The 22,555-nt window shown below is 32.1% G+C and carries 23 protein-coding genes; 18 read left to right on the top strand and 5 right to left on the bottom strand.

The genetic code is table 11. The features are described 5' to 3' along the window. Window positions 1-19 precede the first annotated feature (19 nt). Window positions 20-2,272, top strand: a complete 2,253-nt coding sequence (locus DZ68_RS0103200; RefSeq protein ID WP_024787214.1) for a hypothetical protein — start codon at window positions 20-22, stop codon at window positions 2,270-2,272. A gap of 14 nt (window positions 2,273-2,286) precedes the next feature. On the opposite strand, the gene miaA is transcribed toward DZ68_RS0103200, so the two are convergent. Further along, entirely contained in the window at window positions 2,287-3,144 is an 858-nt protein-coding gene (gene miaA / locus DZ68_RS0103195; RefSeq protein ID WP_024790714.1) for a tRNA (adenosine(37)-N6)-dimethylallyltransferase MiaA, read from the bottom strand. 132 nt (window positions 3,145-3,276) lie between these two features. On the opposite strand from miaA, the gene mqnP reads away from it, so the two are divergent. The 13 genes from mqnP to DZ68_RS0103130 all read left to right on the top strand — a co-directional run bounded on the left by mqnP (window position 3,277) and on the right by DZ68_RS0103130 (window position 12,112). Next, complete coding sequence (mqnP, locus tag DZ68_RS0103190; RefSeq protein ID WP_035907049.1) at window positions 3,277-4,113, top strand: menaquinone biosynthesis prenyltransferase MqnP; 837 nt, start codon at window positions 3,277-3,279, stop codon at window positions 4,111-4,113. A gap of 68 nt (window positions 4,114-4,181) precedes the next feature. Then, entirely contained in the window at window positions 4,182-4,700 is a 519-nt protein-coding gene (locus DZ68_RS0103185) for a hypothetical protein (RefSeq protein ID WP_035907047.1), read from the top strand. Continuing rightward, the gene (locus tag DZ68_RS0103180) at window positions 4,693-5,160 is read left to right on the top strand and encodes a hypothetical protein (RefSeq protein ID WP_024787210.1); all 468 of its coding nucleotides are present in this window, start codon (window positions 4,693-4,695) and stop codon (window positions 5,158-5,160) included. Before DZ68_RS0103185 ends, DZ68_RS0103180 begins: the two co-directional genes overlap by 8 nt. Before the next feature lie 88 nt (window positions 5,161-5,248). Further along, window positions 5,249-5,671 (top strand): 50S ribosomal protein L13, encoded by a 423-nt coding sequence (gene rplM / locus DZ68_RS0103175; protein WP_024787209.1) that lies wholly within the window; start codon window positions 5,249-5,251, stop codon window positions 5,669-5,671. Between the two features lie 5 nt (window positions 5,672-5,676). Then, window positions 5,677-6,069: a 30S ribosomal protein S9 gene (rpsI, locus tag DZ68_RS0103170; RefSeq protein WP_024787208.1), complete on the top strand. Its 393-nt coding sequence runs from the start codon at window positions 5,677-5,679 to the stop codon at window positions 6,067-6,069. Between the two features lie 184 nt (window positions 6,070-6,253). Further along, the gene (locus DZ68_RS0103165; RefSeq protein ID WP_024787207.1) at window positions 6,254-7,129 is read left to right on the top strand and encodes a patatin-like phospholipase family protein; all 876 of its coding nucleotides are present in this window, start codon (window positions 6,254-6,256) and stop codon (window positions 7,127-7,129) included. A 7-nt stretch (window positions 7,130-7,136) separates the two neighbouring features. Continuing rightward, entirely contained in the window at window positions 7,137-7,547 is a 411-nt protein-coding gene (locus DZ68_RS0103160; protein ID WP_201768038.1) for a RidA family protein, read from the top strand. A 171-nt stretch (window positions 7,548-7,718) separates the two neighbouring features. Next, window positions 7,719-8,027: a 50S ribosomal protein L21 gene (rplU, locus tag DZ68_RS0103155; RefSeq protein ID WP_024787206.1), complete on the top strand. Its 309-nt coding sequence runs from the start codon at window positions 7,719-7,721 to the stop codon at window positions 8,025-8,027. 14 nt (window positions 8,028-8,041) lie between these two features. Next, a complete protein-coding gene (rpmA, locus tag DZ68_RS0103150; protein WP_024787205.1) occupies window positions 8,042-8,299 on the top strand; it encodes a 50S ribosomal protein L27 in 258 nt (85 codons plus the stop codon). Window positions 8,300-8,475: 176 nt separating this feature from the next. Further along, on the top strand, window positions 8,476-9,540 hold the full coding sequence (obgE, locus tag DZ68_RS0103145; protein ID WP_024787204.1) for a GTPase ObgE: 1,065 nt from the start codon (window positions 8,476-8,478) through the stop codon (window positions 9,538-9,540). Beyond that, complete coding sequence (gene proB / locus DZ68_RS0103140; protein ID WP_024787203.1) at window positions 9,521-10,276, top strand: glutamate 5-kinase; 756 nt, start codon at window positions 9,521-9,523, stop codon at window positions 10,274-10,276. Before obgE ends, proB begins: the two co-directional genes overlap by 20 nt. A gap of 226 nt (window positions 10,277-10,502) precedes the next feature. Next, window positions 10,503-10,958 (top strand): SsrA-binding protein SmpB, encoded by a 456-nt coding sequence (smpB, locus tag DZ68_RS0103135; protein ID WP_024787202.1) that lies wholly within the window; start codon window positions 10,503-10,505, stop codon window positions 10,956-10,958. Between the two features lie 20 nt (window positions 10,959-10,978). Next, the gene (locus DZ68_RS0103130) at window positions 10,979-12,112 is read left to right on the top strand and encodes a CHAP domain-containing protein (protein ID WP_024787201.1); all 1,134 of its coding nucleotides are present in this window, start codon (window positions 10,979-10,981) and stop codon (window positions 12,110-12,112) included. Here DZ68_RS0103130 and bcp read toward each other — a convergent pair. Further along, entirely contained in the window at window positions 12,109-12,558 is a 450-nt protein-coding gene (gene bcp, locus DZ68_RS0103125; RefSeq protein WP_024787200.1) for a thioredoxin-dependent thiol peroxidase, read from the bottom strand. The genes DZ68_RS0103130 and bcp overlap by 4 nt on opposite strands. A 52-nt stretch (window positions 12,559-12,610) precedes the next feature. Between bcp and DZ68_RS0103120 the strand changes: the two genes are divergently transcribed. Next, window positions 12,611-14,587 (top strand): methyl-accepting chemotaxis protein, encoded by a 1,977-nt coding sequence (locus DZ68_RS0103120; RefSeq protein ID WP_024787199.1) that lies wholly within the window; start codon window positions 12,611-12,613, stop codon window positions 14,585-14,587. 6 nt (window positions 14,588-14,593) lie between these two features. Here DZ68_RS0103120 and DZ68_RS0103115 read toward each other — a convergent pair whose 3' ends face one another. From DZ68_RS0103115 to DZ68_RS0103105, 3 genes are all read right to left on the bottom strand, one after another. Beyond that, window positions 14,594-15,763: an ammonium transporter gene (locus DZ68_RS0103115; protein ID WP_024787198.1), complete on the bottom strand. Its 1,170-nt coding sequence runs from the start codon at window positions 15,761-15,763 to the stop codon at window positions 14,594-14,596. Between the two features lie 109 nt (window positions 15,764-15,872). Continuing rightward, the gene (purT, locus tag DZ68_RS0103110; RefSeq protein WP_024787197.1) at window positions 15,873-17,042 is read right to left on the bottom strand and encodes a formate-dependent phosphoribosylglycinamide formyltransferase; all 1,170 of its coding nucleotides are present in this window, start codon (window positions 17,040-17,042) and stop codon (window positions 15,873-15,875) included. 1 nt (window position 17,043) lies between these two features. Next, window positions 17,044-17,580 (bottom strand): Uma2 family endonuclease, encoded by a 537-nt coding sequence (locus DZ68_RS0103105; RefSeq protein ID WP_035003079.1) that lies wholly within the window; start codon window positions 17,578-17,580, stop codon window positions 17,044-17,046. A 97-nt stretch (window positions 17,581-17,677) separates the two neighbouring features. Between DZ68_RS0103105 and DZ68_RS0103100 the strand changes: the two genes are divergently transcribed. The 3 genes from DZ68_RS0103100 (at window position 17,678) to DZ68_RS0103090 (ending at window position 22,502) form a co-directional block, all read left to right on the top strand. Beyond that, window positions 17,678-17,914: a FeoA family protein gene (locus DZ68_RS0103100; protein ID WP_024787195.1), complete on the top strand. Its 237-nt coding sequence runs from the start codon at window positions 17,678-17,680 to the stop codon at window positions 17,912-17,914. Next, entirely contained in the window at window positions 17,901-19,973 is a 2,073-nt protein-coding gene (gene feoB / locus DZ68_RS0103095; RefSeq protein ID WP_024787194.1) for a ferrous iron transport protein B, read from the top strand. Before DZ68_RS0103100 ends, feoB begins: the two co-directional genes overlap by 14 nt. Before the next feature lie 99 nt (window positions 19,974-20,072). Then, a complete protein-coding gene (locus DZ68_RS0103090; RefSeq protein ID WP_024787193.1) occupies window positions 20,073-22,502 on the top strand; it encodes a ribonucleoside-diphosphate reductase subunit alpha in 2,430 nt (809 codons plus the stop codon). Window positions 22,503-22,555 lie beyond the last annotated feature (53 nt).

The raw sequence follows: 22,555 nt of genomic DNA, 5'->3' as shown, positions 1-22,555 counted from the left end.
TCCATTTTAAGGAAATATATTGAAATTTTTTCTTTTTTTATTTTCTTTTATTTATTTGTTTTCTTTGGAAATTAACATTGATTATTTTAAAAATAAACAAAAATATGAAATACTGACTTTATATAACGATAAACCGTTTGTCTGCAAAAAAAATGTTAAAAAAATAATTTGTGAATTTAACGATATCCCTTCAACTCCAGTATTTAAAACAAATTCTGTTTTTTTTAATATTACTCCAAAATTTCAAAATAAAAAATTTCTTTTAATAATTAAAATAAAAGGATTTTATCAGTTAAAAAATTTTAATGAACATTTGTATAAGAATGCTTTAATAAATCCTTTTAAAATGCAAAAAACAAAAAAATGGGTTGTAATAGCAAGTGATAAAAAATTATATGAGCCAAAAATTAACGGGTTGAAATTTTATTTTACAGATTCTCCTAAACCCTTTATAGGGGCGATAGATGAAAACGGCAATCCAATTAATGAAGAGAGCGGGGATGTTTTAAAATATTTTGAAATTTTAAGCGCTTATAAACATCACAGAGATGTAATGGTGGAAATTGACAGTTTTGTTAAAACTTATCCAAACTCGGTTTTTTTACCGGATATTTTATTTTTAAAACTTAAAATTTTAGATGCTCAAAATGATGCGAGTGACGTTATCAGCTTTGGTAAGGAATGGATTAAAAGATTTGCATTTGACGACAATCTTCCGAAAGTTTTACTGTTAATGGCAAAAAATTATTCTAAAATCGGTTTTATGAGCGATGCAGGTTATCTTTTTCAAAGAATAATAAATGAATATCCGAACACGAAAGAAGCGTATAAGGCTATGATTTATTTAGCCGACCAGTTATATATGATGGGTGATGATAAAAAAGCCTTTAAATTTTATGAAAAAGCACTATATTCAACCAATGATATTGAAACAGCTTCTCTTGCCGCCTCAAGGCTTGCCCAAAGATATATGGACAAGGGGGATATAAAAAAGGCAATTAAATATTATGAAAAAATATACAAAGCAAATAAAAATTATCTTTTAAAAGACACTCAAAAAGCCTATGAACTTGCAAAACTGCTTGCAGGCCACAATGCGTATAAACTTGCCGTCAACATAGGAGAAGATTTAATAAAAAAACTTAAAAAATTGGATGATTTGTATGAACCTCTTGAATACAATTTGGCAAACTGGTATTATGAACTTGGTAATTATAAAAAAGCGCTTTACTGGATAGAAAGATATTTAAATGAATTTCCGTACGGGGATTATTCTGATGCAATGAGTGCGTTGAGGGATAAAGTTATTTTTCAGGTTCCGGAAAAAAATCTGACAAAACAGCTGCAAATAATTGATGAAATTCTTAAAAAATATAAAGGAGACATAGCATATAAAGCATTATATAAAAAAGTAATGATTCTTTATAAGCTCAAAAAATATGATGAAATTTTAAAACTTGAAAATAAAATTAAAGAAATTCCGGATAAAATTTTTAAAAACAAAAAAGAGTTTTTAAATAAATTTTATAAGAAATATATCATTTATCTGCTTAAAAATAAAAAATGTTTTAAAGCTATTAATTTAATTAAAGCTGAAAAGATTGTTTTAGATAAAAAATATGACGAAAATGTTTATAAATGCGCAATTGAAACCAAAACTTACGATATAGCGTCTGTGGTTTGCAATAAATATTTAGACTCACCAGATGATAAAATTTTTATTAAATGGATGAAAAGAAAAATAACGGCACTTGAAGGTCTCAGGGATTATAAAAATTTAGTTTTAGCTGTTGATGATTTATGCAGTGTAATGAAAAAAGGATGTTATGAATATAAACTTAAAAAATTCTTTGCATTATGGAAGCTTAAAAGATATAATGAAGCATTAAAACTTGCAAAAGAGCTGGATAAAACAAAAGACATAAGAAATACAGACGCATTTATAAAAATAGTAAACCGGGCACTAAAAAACAGTGATAATCTTTTAGCGGCTACATATTCAAAAAAAATTATTGATTTGCAGGATAAATTTAGGGCGTACCCATATTCCCCTTTTGTGGAATTTACATACGCCCAGTATTCACAAAATAAAAAAGAGGCTGTTAAAGTTTTAAAAAGTCTTTTAAACAGAATAAGCGGAGAAGACAGGGCAAGGGCATATTTTATGCTGGCAAATCTTACAAAAGATAAAAAATATATTGATAAATGCTTAAAAGTTAAAAATTCAAAACTCTGGAAAGGGATTTGTAGGGACGCAAAAAATTTATTTTAATGTAAAATGAAAAATTAAAAATTAAATTCTTTTAATATAATATTTTCGAGTTTTTCAAGAGGTGCCGAAATTTTATTTGGAAACTGTGTTTTATTGAAAATCTGCTGTCTTTTTGCAAGTCTTGAAGTGTTTGTGACGATTTTTTCAAAAAGACTGTTTTTATCATATTTTCCATTAAAATAGTCTAACACTTCTTTTATTCCAATGGCTTTTAATGCCGGAAGTCTTCTGTCGCGGTATTTATACTCAAGATATGCCACTTCATCAATAAGACCCATTTCAAACATCTTTTTGGTTCTGAAATTTATTCTTTCTCTTAAGATGTTTCTGTCCATTTCTATTTCAAAAATGGGCAGATTTTTAATTACAGGTTTTGGAGGGTTTTGTTTAAAATATTCTGTGGGCGCTAAATTTGCAGCAAGATAAATTTTTATTCCTTTTTGGGTTCTATAAGAATCGTTTTTTGAAATTTTATCTGCGTAAACAGGGTCTATTTTTTTTAGAAATTCATAATTCAGTTTTTTTGCCTCTTTTTTTATTTCTTCACTGATTTGTGGCATTTTTGAAATTCCGCTAATCATGGCCTTTAAATAAAAACTGGTCCCCCCCACAATTATTATATTTGTGTGTGGGATTTTTTTATATATTTCTATAAATTTTGTTACGTCGAATTTTTCGTTTGGATATATTTCGTTTATTCCGTAATGTGTTACTTCGCTTAATTCTTTTTTATCCGGTTTTGCCGAGGCTATGTCAATTTCTTTATATATGCTTAAACTATCAAGCGAAAGAATTTCATAATTTAGTTTTTTTGCCAATCTTATTGCCAAATCACTTTTTCCCGACGCTGTAGGCCCTATAATGGCAAACAATATTATCCTTTTTTGCTACAATTATACAATAATTAAAGGTGAGTAGTGAGTAGTGAGTTGTGAGTTGTGAATTGTGAGCTTGGCCGGCCGCTTGCAAAGCGGCGGGGTTGTGAGTTGAGAAATGGAGGAGAGATGATAAAAAAATATATGGAATTGGTTAAATTTCAGCATACAATTTTTAGTATACCTTTTATATTGATTGCCATGATTGTGGCGGCCAATGGGTGGTTTGGATGGAAACTGCTGATTTTGGCGATTATAGCCGCTGCAAGTGCAAGAAATTTCGCCATGGCTTATAACAGATATGTAGACAGGGATATTGATGCAAAAAATCCAAGAACTGCAAGCAGACCTTCTGTTACGGGTGAAGTAAAAGAAAAAGAGATGCTTTTATTTATCGGAATAAATGCTTTTGTTTTTGTAATTGCCGCATATTTGATAAATTCCCTTGCTTTTAAATTATCAGTTCCTGTTTTATTTATTTTGGCGGGATATTCACATTTTAAAAGATTTAGTGAATTTGCTCATCTTATTTTGGGAATTTCTTTAGGCTTAGCTCCGATTGCCGGGGCTATAGCAGTTACCGGTTCAATTCCCTGCTGGAGTGTTTTTTTGGCGATTGGTGTAATGTTCTGGGTGGCGGGATTTGATGTTTTATATTCCCTGCAGGATATTGAATTTGACAAAAAAGAGCATCTGCATTCAATTCCCGCATTGGTAGGTGAAAGAGGGGCTCTTTTTATATCCAGAATGTTTCATATTTTTACGGTAGTTTTTTGGGTATTGTTTGCCGCTTATACACATCTTGGTTTTTTTGGATGGCTTGGAGTTATTGTTTCTGCTGCAATGCTTTATTATGAGCATATATTGGTAAACAGGGATTTTAAAAATATACCAAAAGCTTTTTTTGATGTAAACGGTTTTTTGGGTATTATATTTTTAATTTTTATTATTTTGGACAAAGCATAATTAGTGAGTAGTGAGTAGTGAGTGGTGAGTGGTGAGTGGTGAGTGGTGAATAATAATGGAGAATGATAATGGCAGATAAGATTAGACTGATACCGGTAATTGTTGAATTTGAATTTGATGAATATAATAATGAACTTCAAAAAGAGTTTGATATGCTCGGAAGTGAAAGCGACGACCCGATAGGACAGTATGTAAAGCTTGCAAAAGCCAGGGGGGAGACAAAAGAAACCGACCCTGTTTTGCTTGAATTATTGATAGCGCTCCACAGAAAAGTGGACGAGTTAAGCGCTATTGTTAAAAATGAAGAAAAAAATTTTATAAAGTTAAAAAATAAAACCGAAATTACTGAAATAGGTTTTGGTTATTTTAAAATAAAAAACAATTTATTCGAAAAAAATAAAAAATATTACGGCAGAATGAAACTTCCTGTTTTTCCTCCGAGGATTGTGCCTGTTATTTTTAAAGGTGTTGATAAAAATATTGCAAAAATCGAATTTATGCATGAAAGGGATGAAAAAGATTATAATGCCTATATAATGGCGAGGGAAAGGGCGATGATAAGACAGATGAAGGCTGAAAATGGATAAAATAACGTTGATAATGTTTATAGGGCTTAGCGGATTTATGCTTTTTTTATTTTTTTACATAATAAACAGAGACAAAGTAAATGAAAGTAAATTCGGGGCAATGGAATTAATGCTGGAGGATTTGAATCAGGAGGTTTTCAAATTAAAAAAAGAGATAAAAAATATCAAAGGTGACAATGATTTAGAGAATTTGGAAAATATAATAGATGAAATGCTTACAAATCTTAAGTCAATGGAAAAAAAATATTTAACAAAACTTCAGAAACTGGAAGAAAAAATTTCTGTTGTCGAATGTAAAAATAAAAAGAAAGTTTTTGATTTTAGTAATGTTAACACGCAGGATGAAGAAAGAATACGCTCACTATATAAAAACGGCTATTCCATAGAAGAAATAAGCAGAGAACTCAGAATTCCCGCCGGCGAAGTGGAACTTGTATTAAAATTTTCAAATTTGGGCTGATTTAACCTTAAAGAAAACTTAATTTAAGGTTTTTTTAAGGTTTGTAGTTTAAAATTCTACACCTAAAAAATTCACAAAAGGTGTGATAATGAAATTTACAAAATCAATTAGAGAAGAAGATGTTAAAAGAGATTGGATATTAATAGATGCTAAAGATAAAATTTTTGGTAGGGTACTTACAGAGATAGCCACATACTTAAGGGGAAAACATAAACCTTTTTATACACCTCATGTAGATTGCGGCGATTTTGTTGTGGTTATTAATGCAGATAAGGTAAAATTTTCTTCAAATAAAAAACTTGGAGACAAATATTATAAACATACGGGATATTTCGGAAGCGTAAAAGAGGAAACAGTTGAAAAACTTCTAAAAAACAATCCTGAAAAATTATTTAAACTGGCTACAAGAGGAATGCTTCCAAAAACAAAACTTGGAAGAAAAATGCTTAAAAAACTTAAAGTTTATGCAGGTGAAAATCATCCTCATACAGCTCAAATAAAGGGTAACTAATGAAAATGCACGGAAAAATTTATTCAACAGGAAAAAGAAAAGAATCAGTGGCTAAAATTTGGATAAAAGCCGGTAGCGGTAATATTACAATAAACGGTAAAACATTAGATGAATTTTTAGGCGGAAGAGAGGCTCTTAAACTCAGGGTTAAATGGCCTTTAATGCTTACAAAACAGGAAACTTCTGTAGATGTGGAAGCTAAAGTTTTTGGAGGAGGTTTTGCTGCTCAGGCTGATGCACTTAAGCATGGTATTTCAAAAGCTTTAGTTGAGTATGCGCCTGAATTCAGAGCTGTTTTAAAACCTGAAGGTTTACTTACAAGAGATGCGAGAAAAGTTGAAAGAAAAAAATACGGGAAAAAGAAAGCAAGAAAATCTCCACAATTTTCAAAAAGATAAGTTTCTTCTTTTTTCTTCTTATTGTTTAATAATAGTGACAGACACAAAATTAATTAAAAATTGATAATGGAAAATGTAAAATTTAATATATAATATCATTTATAAGAGAATGTAAAATATATTTGATAAATTAAAAATTTTCCATTCTCAATTTTTCATTTTACATTATTTATAGGGGTTTTATATGAAAGTTTCATTGGTTTTAAGCGGAGGTGGTGCGAGAGGATATACCCATATTGGTGTTATTAAAGAATTAAAAAAGTACGGTTTTGAAATAATATCTATTTCCGGTACTTCAATGGGAGCGTTAATAGGGGCTCTTGAGGCATGTAACAAACTTGAAGTATATGAAAATTGGGTAAAAAATCTTGATGTTTTGGATATGGTAAAATTTTTAAACAATCCTTTGGCAAAAAACGGCTGGCTAAACGGGGATAAAATATTTAATAAAATAAAAGAACTGGTAGGTGATTATAAAATAGAAGATTTGCCAGTTAAATTTACGGCTGTTGCAACAGATTTGAATAAAAAAAAAGAAGTCTGGTTTCAAAAAGGACCTTTGTGGGAAGCAGTTAAAGCTTCAGCTTCTATTCCCGGAATTTTTCAGCCGGTTAAATTAAACAAAATGCTTTTGGTTGACGGAGGAGTTCTCAATATAATGCCAATAGCCCCTGTTATGAGTGATATGAGTGATTTAATAATTGCTGTTAATTTATATGGAAATGATAAAGAAATAAAAATAAGATTATCTAAAGAAGTTAGAAAAAAACAGAATTTAATGGAAGAAATCTGGTACAAAATTTTTAAAGAAAAACAAGACCCCGTGAATCAGTCAATTGATTTAATGATGGATACTATATTTAGATACAGAAGAGCCGAATACAGCGCGGATATTGAAATAGAAATACCGGAAAATATAGCGAAATGGTATGAATTTCACCGGGCAATAGAACTCATTAAAATAGGTGAAGAATTTACAAAAGATGCCATAAACAGTGCAAAAAAGAAGGGAATAATAAAAGGTGAAAATAGTGAAAGTGTGAAACAGTTAAAATGGTGAATAAGAAATGAAAATTAATGATATAATTTCAAAAAAAGGAGAAAAAGTGGAAAAAATTCATACTTCAAACGCTCCTGAAGCAATAGGCCCATATTCTCAGGCTATTAGGCTCGGAAATATGATTTTTACTTCAGGACAGATTGCTCTAACTCCGAGTGGAGAATTTTTAAATTCTGATATAAAAACACAAACAAAACAGGTTTGCGAAAATTTAAAAGCTGTGCTAAATGCAGCGGGGGCAAAAATAGAAAATGTGGTAAAAACTACGATATTTTTGAGTGATATAAATGATTTTGCCCAAATGAATGAAGTTTACGGAAAATATTTTTCACATAAACCCGCACGCAGCACTGTTGCTGTAAAAGAATTGCCAAAAGGTGCAAAAGTGGAAATAGAGTGTGTGGCGGTAATAAGTTAGTGGTGAAAGTGTGAAAATAGTGAAAATGGTGAGTAGTAAATTATAAATTGTGAATGTTGAATGTTAAATTACCATTTAACATTTAAAACTAACCTTAAGTTTTACTTAATTTAAGGTTAGTTTAAGGAAAAATGTGTAATATTTCACACTAAAAAAGAAAAAAGGAAGCATATGTATGCGGTTATTAAACATGGCGGTAAACAATATAAAGTAAAAGTAGGTGATGTACTTGAACTTGACAGAATTGAAGCAGAGCCAAAAAGTGATATTGAAATTAATGAAGTTTTATTAGTAAAAAGCGATGATACAAAAATCGGCACTCCTGTGGTGGAAGGTGCAAAAGTAGTTGCTGAAGTTATTAATCACGCAAGAGGAAAAAAAGTTATAATCTTCAAAAAAAGAAGAAGAAAAGACTCTAAGAAAAAAAGAGGATTTAGAAGAAATTTTACAAGAGTTAAAATTAAAGAAATTAAAGCATAATTTAAGGAGATATAATGGCACATAAGAAAGGGCAAGGTTCTACACAGAATAACAGAGATTCTGCCGGTAGAAGGTTAGGCGTTAAAAAATTTGGTGGAGAATTTGTAAGAGCCGGGAATATTATTATCAGACAAAGAGGAACAAAAGTTCATCCCGGAAACAATGTCGGACTTGGAAAAGATCATACTATTTTTGCATTAATAGACGGATTTGTAAAATTTGAAATTAAAGATAAAAACAGAAAAAAAGTTTCAGTTTATCCTGCAAAATAAACTTCTAAAAGGCTTTGCCTTTTTTAATTTTGAATGTTGAGTGTTGAATTATAAATGAAATTAATTTTAAATTCAGCATTTAACATCTACTTTATAAATATCTAACATTTAATTTTTAAAATCGGAAATCAAATATTATGTTTTTTTATGTTAAAATTCTCAAAAAAAGGATTAATTTGTTTGTAGATAATGTCAAATTAACAGTCAAATCAGGCAAAGGCGGAGCCGGGTGTGTCAGTTTCAGAAGAGAAAAATTTATTCCAAAAGGCGGGCCTGACGGAGGAGACGGAGGAAAAGGCGGAGATGTTATAATTATCTGTGACAAGAATACCCATACTTTATCCCATTTAAAAGGAAAAAAGCTTCTTAAAGCAAAAAACGGCAGACCGGGGGAAGGACGGAAAAAACATGGAAGCAGGGGTGAGGATTTAATAATTAAAGTACCGCCCGGGACAATAATAAAAGATGCAAATACAGGTGAAATTTTACTTGATATGAAAAAAGACGGGGAAAGAAAAATATTGCTTGAAGGCGGAAGAGGAGGGCTTGGAAACTGGCATTTCAGAGGCCCGAGACAGCAGCTTCCAAGATACGCCCAGCCGGGAGAGGAGGGAAAAGAGCTTGAAATAATAATGGAGCTTAAATTAATAGCGGATGTTGGGCTTGTCGGTTTTCCTAATGCGGGGAAATCAACACTCATTTCCACTTTATCCAATGCAAAACCCGAAATAGCAAACTATGAATTTACCACACTTACTCCAAAACTCGGAGTTGTAAAGGTAGATGATTTTAGAAGTTTTGTAATGGCTGATATTCCGGGAATTATTGAAGGGGCTCACGAAGGCAAGGGACTTGGCCTTCAGTTTTTAAGACATATAGAAAGAACAAAAATAATTCTTTATATGATAGATATGGCTTCTTTTAGAGAGCCTTTTTATCAGTTTGAAACATTGAAAGAAGAGCTTAAAAATTATTCCGAGATTTTAGCTAATAGAAAATACGCCATAGCTTTAACAAAATCAGATATTGCCGATAAGAAAAAAATAGAAGAATTTTTTGAAAAATTTGGAGTTGTAAAAACAGAATGCAAATATAGGGCAAATCCTGATTATCCTTGCTATTTCCAAGAAGACACATTTGTTTTGCCTATAAGTTCTGTAAGTAATATTAATATAGATTCTTTAAAATATGCATTAATGAATTTAGTAGAAAGTGTAAACAATGAAGAGACTGATATTTAAAGTAGGGACTGCGACGTTATATGAAAACGGAAAACTTTCAGAGAGAATGGATAAAATTGTTGATTTATTAGCAAAACTTAATAAAACATATGAAATAATTTTGGTCACTTCAGGTGCCGTGGGGGCAGGTTATACGAAATGTCCTATGGATAAAAATAAACTGGAAAACAAACAGGCTCTTGCGGCGATAGGGCAGCCTTTATTAATGAGGGAATATAAAGAAAGATTTCATAAATACAATATTACAGTAGCTCAGGTTTTGGTAACGGCGGCAGATTTTGACAGTAGAAAAAGAAGCAGCAATGCAAAAAAAATGATAAATGTTTTGCTAAAAAATAAAGTTATTCCAATTATAAACGAAAATGATTCAGTTTCTGTAGAAGAGATAATTTTTGGAGACAATGATCAGTTGAGTGCTTATGTAACATATTATTTTGGGGGTGATTTGCTTATAATGCTTAGCGATATTGATGCTTTTTATACGGACAATCCTAAGAAAAATCCTAACGCCCTGCCTATTAAGACTGTAAAAGAAATAAAAGACACCTGGTTAAATGCCGAATGTAATCCCAATGATAAATTTGCAACGGGGGGCATTGTAACAAAACTTAAAGCGGCCAAATTTTTAATGGATAGAAAAATACCTATGTTCTTAACCAACGGCAATGATTTAAAGAGTGTAAAAGAATTTTTAAAAGGAAATCATATTAAAGGAACGCTGTTTATAAGTGAATAGTGAGTGGTGAATTGTGAGCTTGCCCGGCTGCTTGAAAAGCGGCGGGGTTGTGAGCTTGCCAAGTAGCCAAATTCTAAGTATGCAAGTTCCAAGTAGCCAAGTTGCCAAGAAGCTAAGAGGTCAAGTTTAGAGTGAAAAATGAAAAGTTAAAAGTGAGCTTGCTCACCTGACCGTTTGAAAAACGGCTATGGTGAAAAATTAAAAGTGTAAAGTGAAAAGGTGAAAAATGAAAGCGGTTGCAACGAACAGAAAAGCATATCATGATTATGATATTTTTGACAAATACGAAGCCGGAATCGAGCTTAAAGGAAGTGAGGTAAAGGCCCTGAGACAGGGAAGAGCGAATTTAAAAGATTCATTTGTAAAAATAAAAGACGGCGAGGCCTGGTGGATGCAGGGGCACATAAGCAATCTCGACACTACTTATAAGGCCTTTAGGCATGATGAAAAAAGACCCAGAAAACTATTGCTTCATAAAAATGAAATAGCAAAACTTGCCGGATATACAAGTGAAAAGGGTTATACATTAGTTCCTCTTAGGATTTATTTTAACAAAAGAAACAGGGCAAAACTCGAAATAGCGGTTGCTAAAGGAAGGCAGCTTCATGACAAAAGAAGGGTAATGAAAGAAAAAGAGCTTCAAAGAGAAGCAAGAGCTGCTATGAAAAGATACGGGTTTTAATTTAAAATATGGATAAAAAGATGTTAAAATTTATATTGTTTATACTGTTTTTTACAATAAATTTTCTTTTTGCCGGGAACGATTTTTGGATAAATTTTCATTCCAAATTGGATAATTCTTTAACAAAAGAAGAATTTTTATTTAAAATGGAAAAATTTGAACCTAATTATTCAGATTTTATAAATAAATTAAGCAATAAATATTTTGACAAGCCTTATAAAAAATTAACACCTGTGCAAATTCTCGATTTTCAGCAAAAAACCAAAAAAGAATTCGTAAAATATAATCATTACGGAGAATGTGTTTCAAGCTATATGAATGTTAAAGAAAAAGCCAATAATTATAATATGAATGATAAATATCAATGTTCAGAATTGGTTAACAGATTTTACAGGAAAGTTTTTCATATAAAAGTTATTCAAAGAAACGGGATTGCCACGGCTAAAGAATATAATAACCTGACAGGAAGTTTTAATTCTAAAAAAATAAAAGTAATTTATTATCAGGTATCGAATATTAATATTAAAGTAAAACCAAGAGCCAGTTTTGCATTTAAAAATATCAATGATATAAAAAGAAAAGGGGATAATTACATTTATTCTAAAAAATTTAATAGAATTTTTGAAGAACATCCGCCTGTAAACGGAAGTATTTTATCTTTTGCCAATAATTTTCATTCCAAATCTAATATATATTTTGGGCACACCTGTATTGTAAAAAAAGTTGTAAAAATAAAAAATGGATATACAATATACTGTTTTGAACAGAATGTAATCAGGAAAAAAACTCATACAATTTCTGTAAACAGGCATATAAATTTTTTGAAAAAAAACGGTCACTGGATAGAAATAGGAAGCGGGATATTAGGTCCTTATATAGGAAGGATAGGGCCTGTGATAGGGTGGAGTATCCCTTGTTATGTTGATAAAACCTATATAATTACTAAAAGAAATTTTTTAAAATTAATTACGCAGCTGATTAATTTCAGATATTTAAATTTATACAAGTGGCAAAATAAAATATTAAAACCTTTTCAAAATTATCACTCTTTTTATGTAACAAAAAGATTTTTTAATAAAATAATAAATAATATTATAGCTTCAGAAAAAATAAAAAATGAAAGTTTTTTTGAAAAATTAATTTCATGGTTTTAATTTTTGACTAAATTTTTTAAATCTTCCAAAACTTTTACTGCGTGACCTTTTGCTTTTACCTTTTTATATTCTTTTACAACTTCACCTTCAGGATTGATGATAAAAGTTGAGCGGATTACTCCCTCATATTCTTTTCCATACATTTTCTTTTTGCCCCATGCCCCGAATTCTTTTAATACTTTTTTTTCTTCGTCGCTTAAAAGCGTTATTTTTAATCCGTGTTTTTCAATAAAATTACAGTGTTTTTTAGCAGAATCAGGACTTATTCCTAAAATTACGGCGTTTAGTTTTTCAAATTCATCCAATAATTGGCTGAATTCTTTTGCTTCAGTGGTACATCCGGGTGTGTTGTCTTTTGGATAAAAATAAAGTATTATCCATTTCCCTTTTAAATCTTTTAAACATATTTCTATATTGTCCTGATTTGGGAGGCAGAAATTTTTCATGAATTTCCTTTTTTTATATATAATAATAAAAAAATATTAACAAGGGATTAAAATGGGTATTAAAAATTTAACATTACGCACCATAATGATTATTATTGTATTGTTAGCCTCAATTTTTTTAACATTTTATAATGTAAGGGATTTTTTAAACTGGCAACATACTTTAACCATAAAAAAAGAGCTTTCAAGCATAATGCAATTAAGCAGAAGCCTGAGCCTTTTAATTCACGAAACACAAGAAGAAAGGGGTATGAGTGCCGGGTTTATAGGAAGTAAGGGAAAAAAATTTGTTAATTTACTTGCTAAACAGAGAAAATTGACAGATGAAAAAATAGCGATGTATAAAAAAGTACTGAAAAGTATTGACGTCTCTTTTTTGGATAACGAAACAAAAAAATATATTAACATACTGAATAATTATCTTTCAAATATCAACAATATAAGAGCCAAAGTAGAAAATTTAAAAATTTCTTTAAAAAATGAAGTTAAATGGTATACAACAATGAATTCATATATGCTGAAAATTATAGGAAATACTGCCAAACTTGCCCCTAATGCGAAAATTGCAATGGAGCTGGCCGCTTATTCAAGTTTTTTAAAAGCAAAAGAAAGAGCGGGGATTGAAAGGGCAGTTCTTAGTGCAACATTCGGTGCAGATAAATTTTTGCCAGGGATGTATACCAAATTTGTTACATTGGTTGCCGAACAAAAGGCTTTCAATGATGATTTTTTAACATTTGCAAATAAAAATATCAAAGAAATGTATTTTAAAATAATAAAAGCCCCTTCATTTAAAGAAGTCGAAAAATTAAGAGAGATTGCCATTTCTAAACATAAAACAGGAAATTTTGAAGTTGATCCGGTTTATTGGTTTAAAACTATTACTGAAAAAATAAACAGGTTAGAAAAAATTGACGATAAAATAGCTAATATTATTCAAAATGATATTAATAATATTCATGCTTATCCATTAGTGTTTATATTGGGAGTTTTGGCAAACATATTTATGATAATTCTTGGAATAACAAGTGTAAAAAATCTTGAAATGAAAATTAATTCTTTAAAATCGTTAATATTAACGATTGCCAAAAGTAAAGATCTCTCCATTGATATAAGAATATATGAAAATGATGAATTCGGAGTCATAAGAAAAAGTTTGAGAGAATTTGTCGAAAGTTTAAGAGAGGTGCTCTCTTCTGCGTATAACAGCTCAAATCAAAATAAATCTGTATCTGTAAAGCTTAAAAAAGATTTTGAAATTATAGAAAACAATATCAACAGAGAAAATGAAATCATAATCTCCACCGCCGAAGAATCCAGACATATTGAAGAAAATTTAACCAATGAGGCAAATTCTTCTGAGGAGATTAAAAATCTTATTTTAAAAGCAAATGATGCATTGGGATATACCATTTCTGAAATAGAACGGGTCATAAAACAGATTCAGGAAAATTCCCAGAATGAAAACGATTTGGCCATGAAAATGAATGAACTTACGAATAATGCCGAAGGTGTAAAAAGTATTTTATCAGTAATAAAAGAAATAGCCGAACAGACTAATCTTTTGGCGCTTAACGCCGCAATTGAAGCGGCAAGGGCGGGTGAACACGGAAGAGGATTTGCCGTTGTTGCGGATGAGGTTAGAAAATTAGCTGAGAGAACCCAGAAAAGTTTGAGCGAAATAGATGCGACTATTAATGTAATTGTTCAGGGAATCAGCGATGCAAATGAGGAAATGAACCAAAATGTTCAAAAAGTTAATGAAATTGCCGGAGTTGCAAACGATGTTCAGGGAAAAATAGAAAATGTTTCGACTAAAATGAGCAATGTTGTTAATAGTGTGGAAGAAAATGTAAACGCCGTTAATGATATTGTTAAAAAAATGCAGGAATTCAGTGTTCATATGAATAAAATTTTAGAACTTTCAGCCAATAATGAAAAATATATAGAAGATAATGCAAAAACTATTGACAATATTTACCGTTTAGCAGATGCTTTAATGAAAGAACTCTCACAGTTTAGAATTTAAAAGAGCTTAAATTGCCCTTTTAAATTCCGGATAAGCTTCTATTCCGCATTCTTTTACGTCAAGTCCTTCCACCTCCTCATCTTCGCCTGCTCTGAAATGTATAAATTTGTTTATAATATAAAGAATAATATAAGAAGCAATAAATGCAAAAATTCCAACTACTATAACACCTTTGATTTGAGCAGCTAAACTTACACCTTTTCCCCAGATTCCGGTCGCAATTGTTCCCCAAATTCCGTTTACCAAATGAACTGAAAGTGCCCCCACCGGGTCGTCAATTTTTAATTTATCAAAAAAAGGCACGGCATAAAATACCAAAATTCCCGCTATTAACCCAACTATAATTGAAGCAACAGGGCTTAACACATCCGCACCCGCCGTAATTGCCACAAGACCTCCTAAAGCTCCGTTTAAAATCATTGTGATATCAAATTTTTTATATGTTAGATAACTCAAAATCATAACAACAAGTCCGCCGATAAGACCGGCATTGTTTGTATTCATAACAACCATCGCCACTGTGTCAGCGGCATTTTTGCTTGAAATGCTTCCCACGCTTCCGCCGTTAAATCCGAACCAGCCTATCCATAAAAGCAGAGCGCCCAATACTACCAAAGGAATATTACTGGCAGGAACCACTTTTACTTTGCCATCTTTATATCTTCCTTTTCTAGGGCCAATAATTAATATTGCAGCTAAAAGTGCCCATGCACCGGTTGAATGGATTACTGTTGAACCTGCCAGGTCATGCATATTTGAAATATCAAGAAATGTTCCTTTAAGCAAATCGGCTCCCCATGTGAAATTAACAATTAGAGGATATATGAGCCCTGCCATAAAAACTGTAAAAATAGCAAGTGGAATTATCCTTGTCCTTTCACTAACTCCTCCGCTCATAATATTAACGGTTTTACCTACAAATGCCATTTGAAACAAAAATGCGGCATACATACTCATAGAGCTTTCATTCCAGCCTCCAAAAGCCAATGTATATCCCCAAAAGAAAAACACCAAACTTGCAACAATATAAATCATGGTATTAACCGTTAAAACGGTTGATACATTTTTTGTCCTGACAAGCCCGGCTTCAAGCATTGCAAAACCGGGTACCATTAAAATAATTAATGTAAATGCAAACAGTGCAAAAAAGGTGTCGACTACCCATGCCATATCCATTTTGCCCTCCTTTTATTCGGCTATTTGGCCACTTGTAACTTGGCTACTCACAACTCACAACTCACAACTCACAAGATGAAGATAAAGAAAAGAAAAAAGTGATTAAATTTTAATCAATTGAAATTTTGGATATTAGAAGTTCGGCTTTTTCTAAAGCGTTTTTTGAATTTTTGTCGCTTACTAATAATACTCCCATTCTTCTTCCAGGATGAGAATAAGGTTTTCCAAAAACTATAAATCTTGAATTAGTGCTGAAAATTTCTTTATCAAAATTAAAAACAGGAGTATAAGAAGTTTTATCTGCTTTATAAGCGGCACTTGCCCCAGGTGTAAGGAATTCAAAACCAAGAGGCAGATTTAAAACGGCTCTTATATGAAGGGCGAATTCGCTTTGCGTTTGGGTAATCATTGTTACAAGTCCGGTATCGTGAGGGCGGGGAGAAACTTCGCTAAAATATACCTCATCGCCTTTTACAAACATTTCTACTCCGAAAATTCCTCTTCCTCCAAGACCTTCAACTATTGTTTTAGCTATGTATTGGGCTTTATTTAAGGCTGTTTCATTCATTCTCATTTCCTGCCAGGAAAAAATATAGTCTCCCCCTTTTTGAATATGTCCAATTGGAGGGCAAAAAACAATTTCTTCGTCATTTTTAGCTGTAAGAAGGGTTATTTCATAATCGAAATCAATAAACTCTTCAACTATCAGTTCATCTGCACTTCCCCTGGCATCTGATTTTGCAAATTCCCAGGCGGTTATTATTTCTTCAGAAGATTTTACTATACTTTGTCCATGCCCCGAAGAGCTCATAACAGGTTTTACCACAGCCGGATAGCCGAGTTCTTCGCAGGCTTTTTTTAAATCTTCATAGTTTGTTACAAATTTGTATTTACTTGTTTTAAGTCCTAAAGTTTCAGCCGCGAATTTTCTTATGTTTTTTCTGTTCATTGTTTTATTAACAGCTTCGGCGTTTGGAATGATATGAATACCTTCATTTTCGGCTTCAAAAAGAGCTTCTATGTTAATAGCCTCAATTTCGGGCAATACGAAATTGGGTTTTTCCCTTCTTATTACATCAAGAACTTCATCTTTATTTTTCATATTAATTACATAATTCCTCCCAGCTACAAGCATTGCCGGTGCGTTTGGATATCTGTCCACCGCAATTACCTCACATCCCAGTCTGTTGGCTTCTATCGCCACTTCTTTTCCAAGCTCACCTGAGCCAAGAAGCATTATTTTTATTGAATTGGATTTTAGTGGAGTAGTCAATTTCATTTTATCCCCTTAATTTTTTAAATATATCATTAAAATTTATTTCAATTTTACATTTTGCATTAATGGTTATTTTTTCATTTGAAAAATCACCTATTTTTTTAAATCCATCTTTGTTTTCATAAACTTTTGCCATTTTAAAATCCGGATATGCAAGTATATAAAATTTCACTCCCTCTTTTTCGTAAATTTTAAATTTTTCATTTTCATCAATTCTTGCGGTTGAAGTAGAAATTACTTCTACAATTATTTCCGGTGCTTTTGTAATAAAATTATTTTCTTCATTGCAAATCATTGCAACATCTGGTCTTAAAACAGTAGTTTCATTTACAATATAATCTTCTTCAACTATTACAATACACTCTTCACATTTATTGTCATTTATGGAATTTCCAATTTGAATTGCAAACATTGTAGAAAGATATTGATGATTGATAATGGGGCTAGGTGCCATAGCAATTGGAAAACCTTCAATTAATTCCCAATCGCCTTTCCATAGTTTATAATCTTCATAGGTATATTTTAAAATAGGTGCTGCCATAATTTACCTTTTTTTAAATAATTATACCATTTATTGATGTATATCAAAAAAGTTTTTTTAAAGTAGTGGTAATATTGTTTTAAAAAAAGGAGATGACTTGAGGCTTAATGAACTAAAAATTGGCGAAAGCGGAATTATTAAAAAAATTTTGGCAAAAGAACCTTTAAAAAGCAGGCTGTTTTCGATGGGGTTTGCAAGAGGAGAAGAGGTAAAGGTTTTAAAACACACACTTGCAAAAAACACTTATGAAGTAGAAGTTAACAATATCCCGGTAGCATTAAGAGAAGAAGAAGCTAAAGAGATTGAAGTAAGGAGAGAAAATGAAAGAGATTAAAGTAGCCCTTGTCGGTCAGCCCAATGTCGGGAAAAGCCATTTAATCAATTCCATTTCGGGCGCAACGCTTCATGTCGGAAACTTTTCAGGCGTTACGGTTGAAAAAAAAGAAGTGGAGTTTGTTAGAGACGGTTACAAAATAAAGCTTATCGATTTACCGGGCACTTATTCTCTTCATACATATACACCGGAAGAAGATGTAACCAAAAAATTTTTACTAAATGAGGAATATGATTTAATTTTAAATGTAGTTGATTCAAATCAGATTGAAAAAAATCTGGTTTTTTCTTTTCAGATAGCGGATTTAGGGAGGCCTATGGCAATCGCTTTTAATATGTATGACGAATATTCAAGGCAGGGCGGGGAAATTGATACAGACAAGTTTTTTAAACTTACAAACATAAAGGCCGAAAACGTTTCGGCAAAAGAGAAATTTGGATTGGAAGAACTTTTTCAAAAAGTAATTAAAGCATATGAAGAAAAGAACATTCCAAAAATTTATTATTCTGAAACAGTGGAAGAGACAATCGAAAACTTAAAACCTTTTATTAAAGACTGTGATAAATTTTCAAAAAGATTTGTGGCGATAAGACTTCTTGAAGATGATGAGGATATTTACAAAATAATTCATGAAAAACCATGGTTTGCGGACTTAATGCCCGAACTTAAAAAATCAAAAGATATTTTAAGGGGTGAATATTCTGAAGAAGATACAAAAACCATTCTTTTTGAAGAAAGACTTGCTTTAGCAAAAGGAATAGTCACCCAGATAGCAAAAAAAGCAAAAAAAGAGACTTTAACAGAAAAAATAGATAAAATTTTAATTCATCCTATTTTAGGGCTTCCTATATTTTTATTTGTAATGTGGGCTATTTTTCAGTTAACGTTTTCTTTGGGTGCAGTTCCAATGGACTGGATTGATGCCGGATTTAATATTTTTGGAAGTTGGGTTGGAAATGCAATGCCCGAGAGTATGATAAAACAAGCACTTGTTGAAGGTGTAATTCCGGCAGTCGGGGCGGTTGTTATGTTTTTGCCAAATATCCTGATTTTGTTTTTGGGGCTAAATCTGCTTGAGCAGACCGGTTATATGGCAAGGGCCGCTTATGTGATGGACGGTGTTTTAAAAAGATTTGGACTGCAGGGGAGGGCATTTATTCCTCTTGTATCAGGTTTTGGTTGTTCAGTTCCTGCATATATGGCGGCAAGAACGCTCAAAAATCCAAAAGACAGACTTATAACAATGCTTGTTATAGGATTTATGAGCTGCGGGGCCAGACTTCCTATTTATGTATTATTGGTAAGTGCTTTTTTTGCACCTTCACTCCAGGGCGATGTTATGTTTGCCATTTATCTGGGCGGTGCCTTGACGGGGCTTATTGTTGCAAAAATATTAAGAATAGTTTTATTCAAAGGGGAGCCGGAGCCGTTTGTTATGGAACTTCCAAAATACAGATTTCCAAAAATAAAAGCTGTTATTTTTGATTTATGGGTAAAAACAAAACTGTTTTTAAGAAAAGCGGGTGTTTTTATCGGTATTACAGCATTTGGTATCTGGTTTTTAAGCGCTTATCCGAGAGCCGATATTGTTAAAAAATATGAGCCTTTGATTCAAAGTGCAAACGCAAATCAAAAAGAAGTTTTAGCAAATAAAATGCAGCAGGAAATTTTAGAAAATTCATATATAGCCAGAGTGGGAAAATTAATGGTACCTTTTACAAAGCCTCTTGATTTGGGATGGAAGGAAGATGTCAGTCTTCTTGTGGGACTTGCCGCAAAAGAGGCGGTTGTCGGAACTATGTCCGAATTATACGGAATTGGTGAAGCGGATGAAACAAGTAAAGCATTAATAGAAAAAATAAAAAATTCTATGCCGTTTACTGCTGCGGTTGCAATGATTATAATTGTTATGTTTTATTCCCCGTGTGTTGCAGCCATGAGTACATTTTATGCAGAAGTGCCACAGTGGGCCTGGAGAATTTTTTATACGGTTTATCCAAACGTATTTGCCTATATTGCGGCGTTTATAGGGGTTAGTTTGATAAAACTCTTCTCTTAATCTCTTTTTCATTATTTTTTTTTAAGTTTTTTTTGATATTATTTCTTTTAGACTTCATAAAATTTTTTCTACATTCAAAGGAGAATAATGTATTCAGGAATTACTGTTATTAAAAGAAACGGCAGAAGAGAACTTTTAGATATTTCTAAAATTAGAAAATATACCATGGCTGCCTGTGAAGGTCTTGAAGGTGTGGATTACAGCGAATTAGAGCTTGATGCAAAGCTCCAATTTCGTGACGGAATTACAACAGAAGAGATTCAGCAGACGTTAATTAAAACAGCTGTTGATAAAATCGATATAGACAGGCCAAACTGGAATTTTGTTGCCGCAAGGCTTTTTTTATACGATTTGTATCATAAAGTCTCAGGCTTTACAGGTTATAACTCTTTAGAGGAATATTTTAAAAAAGGCGAAACTGCAGGCAGGATTTTACCGGGGCTTAAAGAAAAATATGATTTAAATGAACTGAATGATTATATAAAACCCGAAAGGGATTTGCTCTTTACTTATCTTGGAATAAAAACGCTTTATGACAGATATATCATTAAAGACAGGGAAAATAACCCTATAGAACTGCCTCAGCAGCTTTTTATGGGCGTTGCCATGTTTCTTGCTCAAAATGAAACAAATCTTTCTTCTATTCCAGAAGAAGATAAGGAAAAAATAAATTTAAATGATGTAAAATCAATTAGAGGATATTGGGCTAAGAAATTTTATGATGTAATTTCTAAATTTGAAGTAATGGTAGCAACTCCAACTTTATCTAATGCAAGAACTACAAGGCATCAGCTCAGCTCTTGTTATGTAGGAAGTATGAACGATAATATAGAAGGTATTTTTGATGATTATAAAGAGATGGCACTTTTATCTAAATTTGGAGGCGGAATTGGATGGGATGTAAGTAAAATAAGGGCGCTCGGAAGTTTTATCGACAACCATAAAAATGCTGCAGGCGGAGTAATTCCATGGCTAAAAATTACAAATGATGTGGCAATTGCGGTGGATCAGCTCGGAACCAGAAAAGGGGCAATAGCCGTTTACCTTGAACCATGGCACATGGATATTATGGACTTTTTGGATTTAAAGAAAAATTCAGGGGAAGAGAGAAGAAGGGCGCATGATTTATTTCCCGCTTTATGGATTCCTGATTTATTTATGAAAAGGGTTTTAAACGATGAACTATGGAGCCTGTTTGACCCGTATGAAACTAAAGATTTGACTGATTTATACGGGGAGGAATTTGAAAAAAAATATATAGAATATGAAAACGACCCGAATATTACAAAAGAAAAAATAAAAGCAAAGGAATTATGGAAAAAAATTTTGCTTGAATATTATGAAACAGGCAATCCGTTTCTTTGTTTTAAAGACAATGCCAACAGACGTAATCAAAATAACCATTCAGGAATTATCAGAAGTTCAAACCTTTGTACAGAAATATTTCAAAATACCGAGCCGAATCATTATAAGGTAAAAGTGACTTTTGAGGATGAGAGTTTTTCTGTTTTTGAAGAAAATGACGAAATTGAGGTGGAAAGCGGAGGTGTAAAAGTAACTAAAAAAGCCAAAAAAATAACTTCGCTTGATTCAATTGAAGGTAAAAAAGTTTATATTGTTGAAAAAGTGCCGTTTGACGGGAAAACAGCTGTTTGTAACCTTGCGAGTATAAACTTAAGCAAAGTAAATACACCTGAAAAAATTGGCGAGGTTGTACCGATTGCTATTAGAATGCTTGATAATGTAATTGATTTAAATTTCTATCCTGTCAGAAAAACAAAAGATACGAATCTTAAAAACAGGGCAATTGGACTTGGGGCTATGGGTGAAGCTCAAATGCTGGCCGAAAGACAGATTTTTTGGGGAAGTGATGAGCATTTTAGAATAATAGATGAAATATTTGAAGGAATAAGCTATCATGCAATCAGTGCAAGCTGTGATTTGGCGAGGGAAAAAGGAAAATATCCCGAATTTGAGGGCAGCAGATGGTCTAAAGGCATACTTCCTATGGATACAGCCAATGAAGAAGCTAAAAAACTTGTTGAAAAAGATTTGTTTACGGCAATGAAGTATGACTGGGAAGGTCTAAGGGAAAAGGTAAAAGGCGGAATTAGAAACGGATATTTAATGGCCGTTGCGCCTACGAGTTCCATTTCTATTTTGACAGGAACAACCCAGACAATAGAACCTGTTTATAAAAGAAAATGGTATGAGGAGAATTTAAGCGGACTTATTCCTGTAGTTGTGCCAAATCTCAGTGCTGAAACCTATATGTTTTATACTCCGGCGTATGAGCTTGACCAGAGAGTTTTGGTAAAAGCCGCCGCAATAAGACAAAAATGGATAGACCAGGGGCAGAGTCTGAATATATTTATTACTACAGACAAAGCAAGCGGGAAGTATCTCCATGAAATTTATACGCTTGGATGGAAATTGGGATTAAAATCGTTTTATTATTTAAGAAGCCAGTCTCCTGAAGTAAAAGAAGAAGTAATGGACAGAAGTGTTGAATGCTTCGGATGCCAATAATTAATGTAAAATTTAAAATGGAAAATGTAAAATGAAAAAATATAAAAAACTAT

The sequence above is a fragment of the Lebetimonas sp. JS085 genome (assembly GCF_000523295.1).
GTDB lineage: Bacteria > Campylobacterota > Campylobacteria > Campylobacterales > Nautiliaceae > Lebetimonas.
Note: the sequence above shows the minus strand (reverse complement) of the source record. Positions and strands in the feature narration are given on the sequence as shown.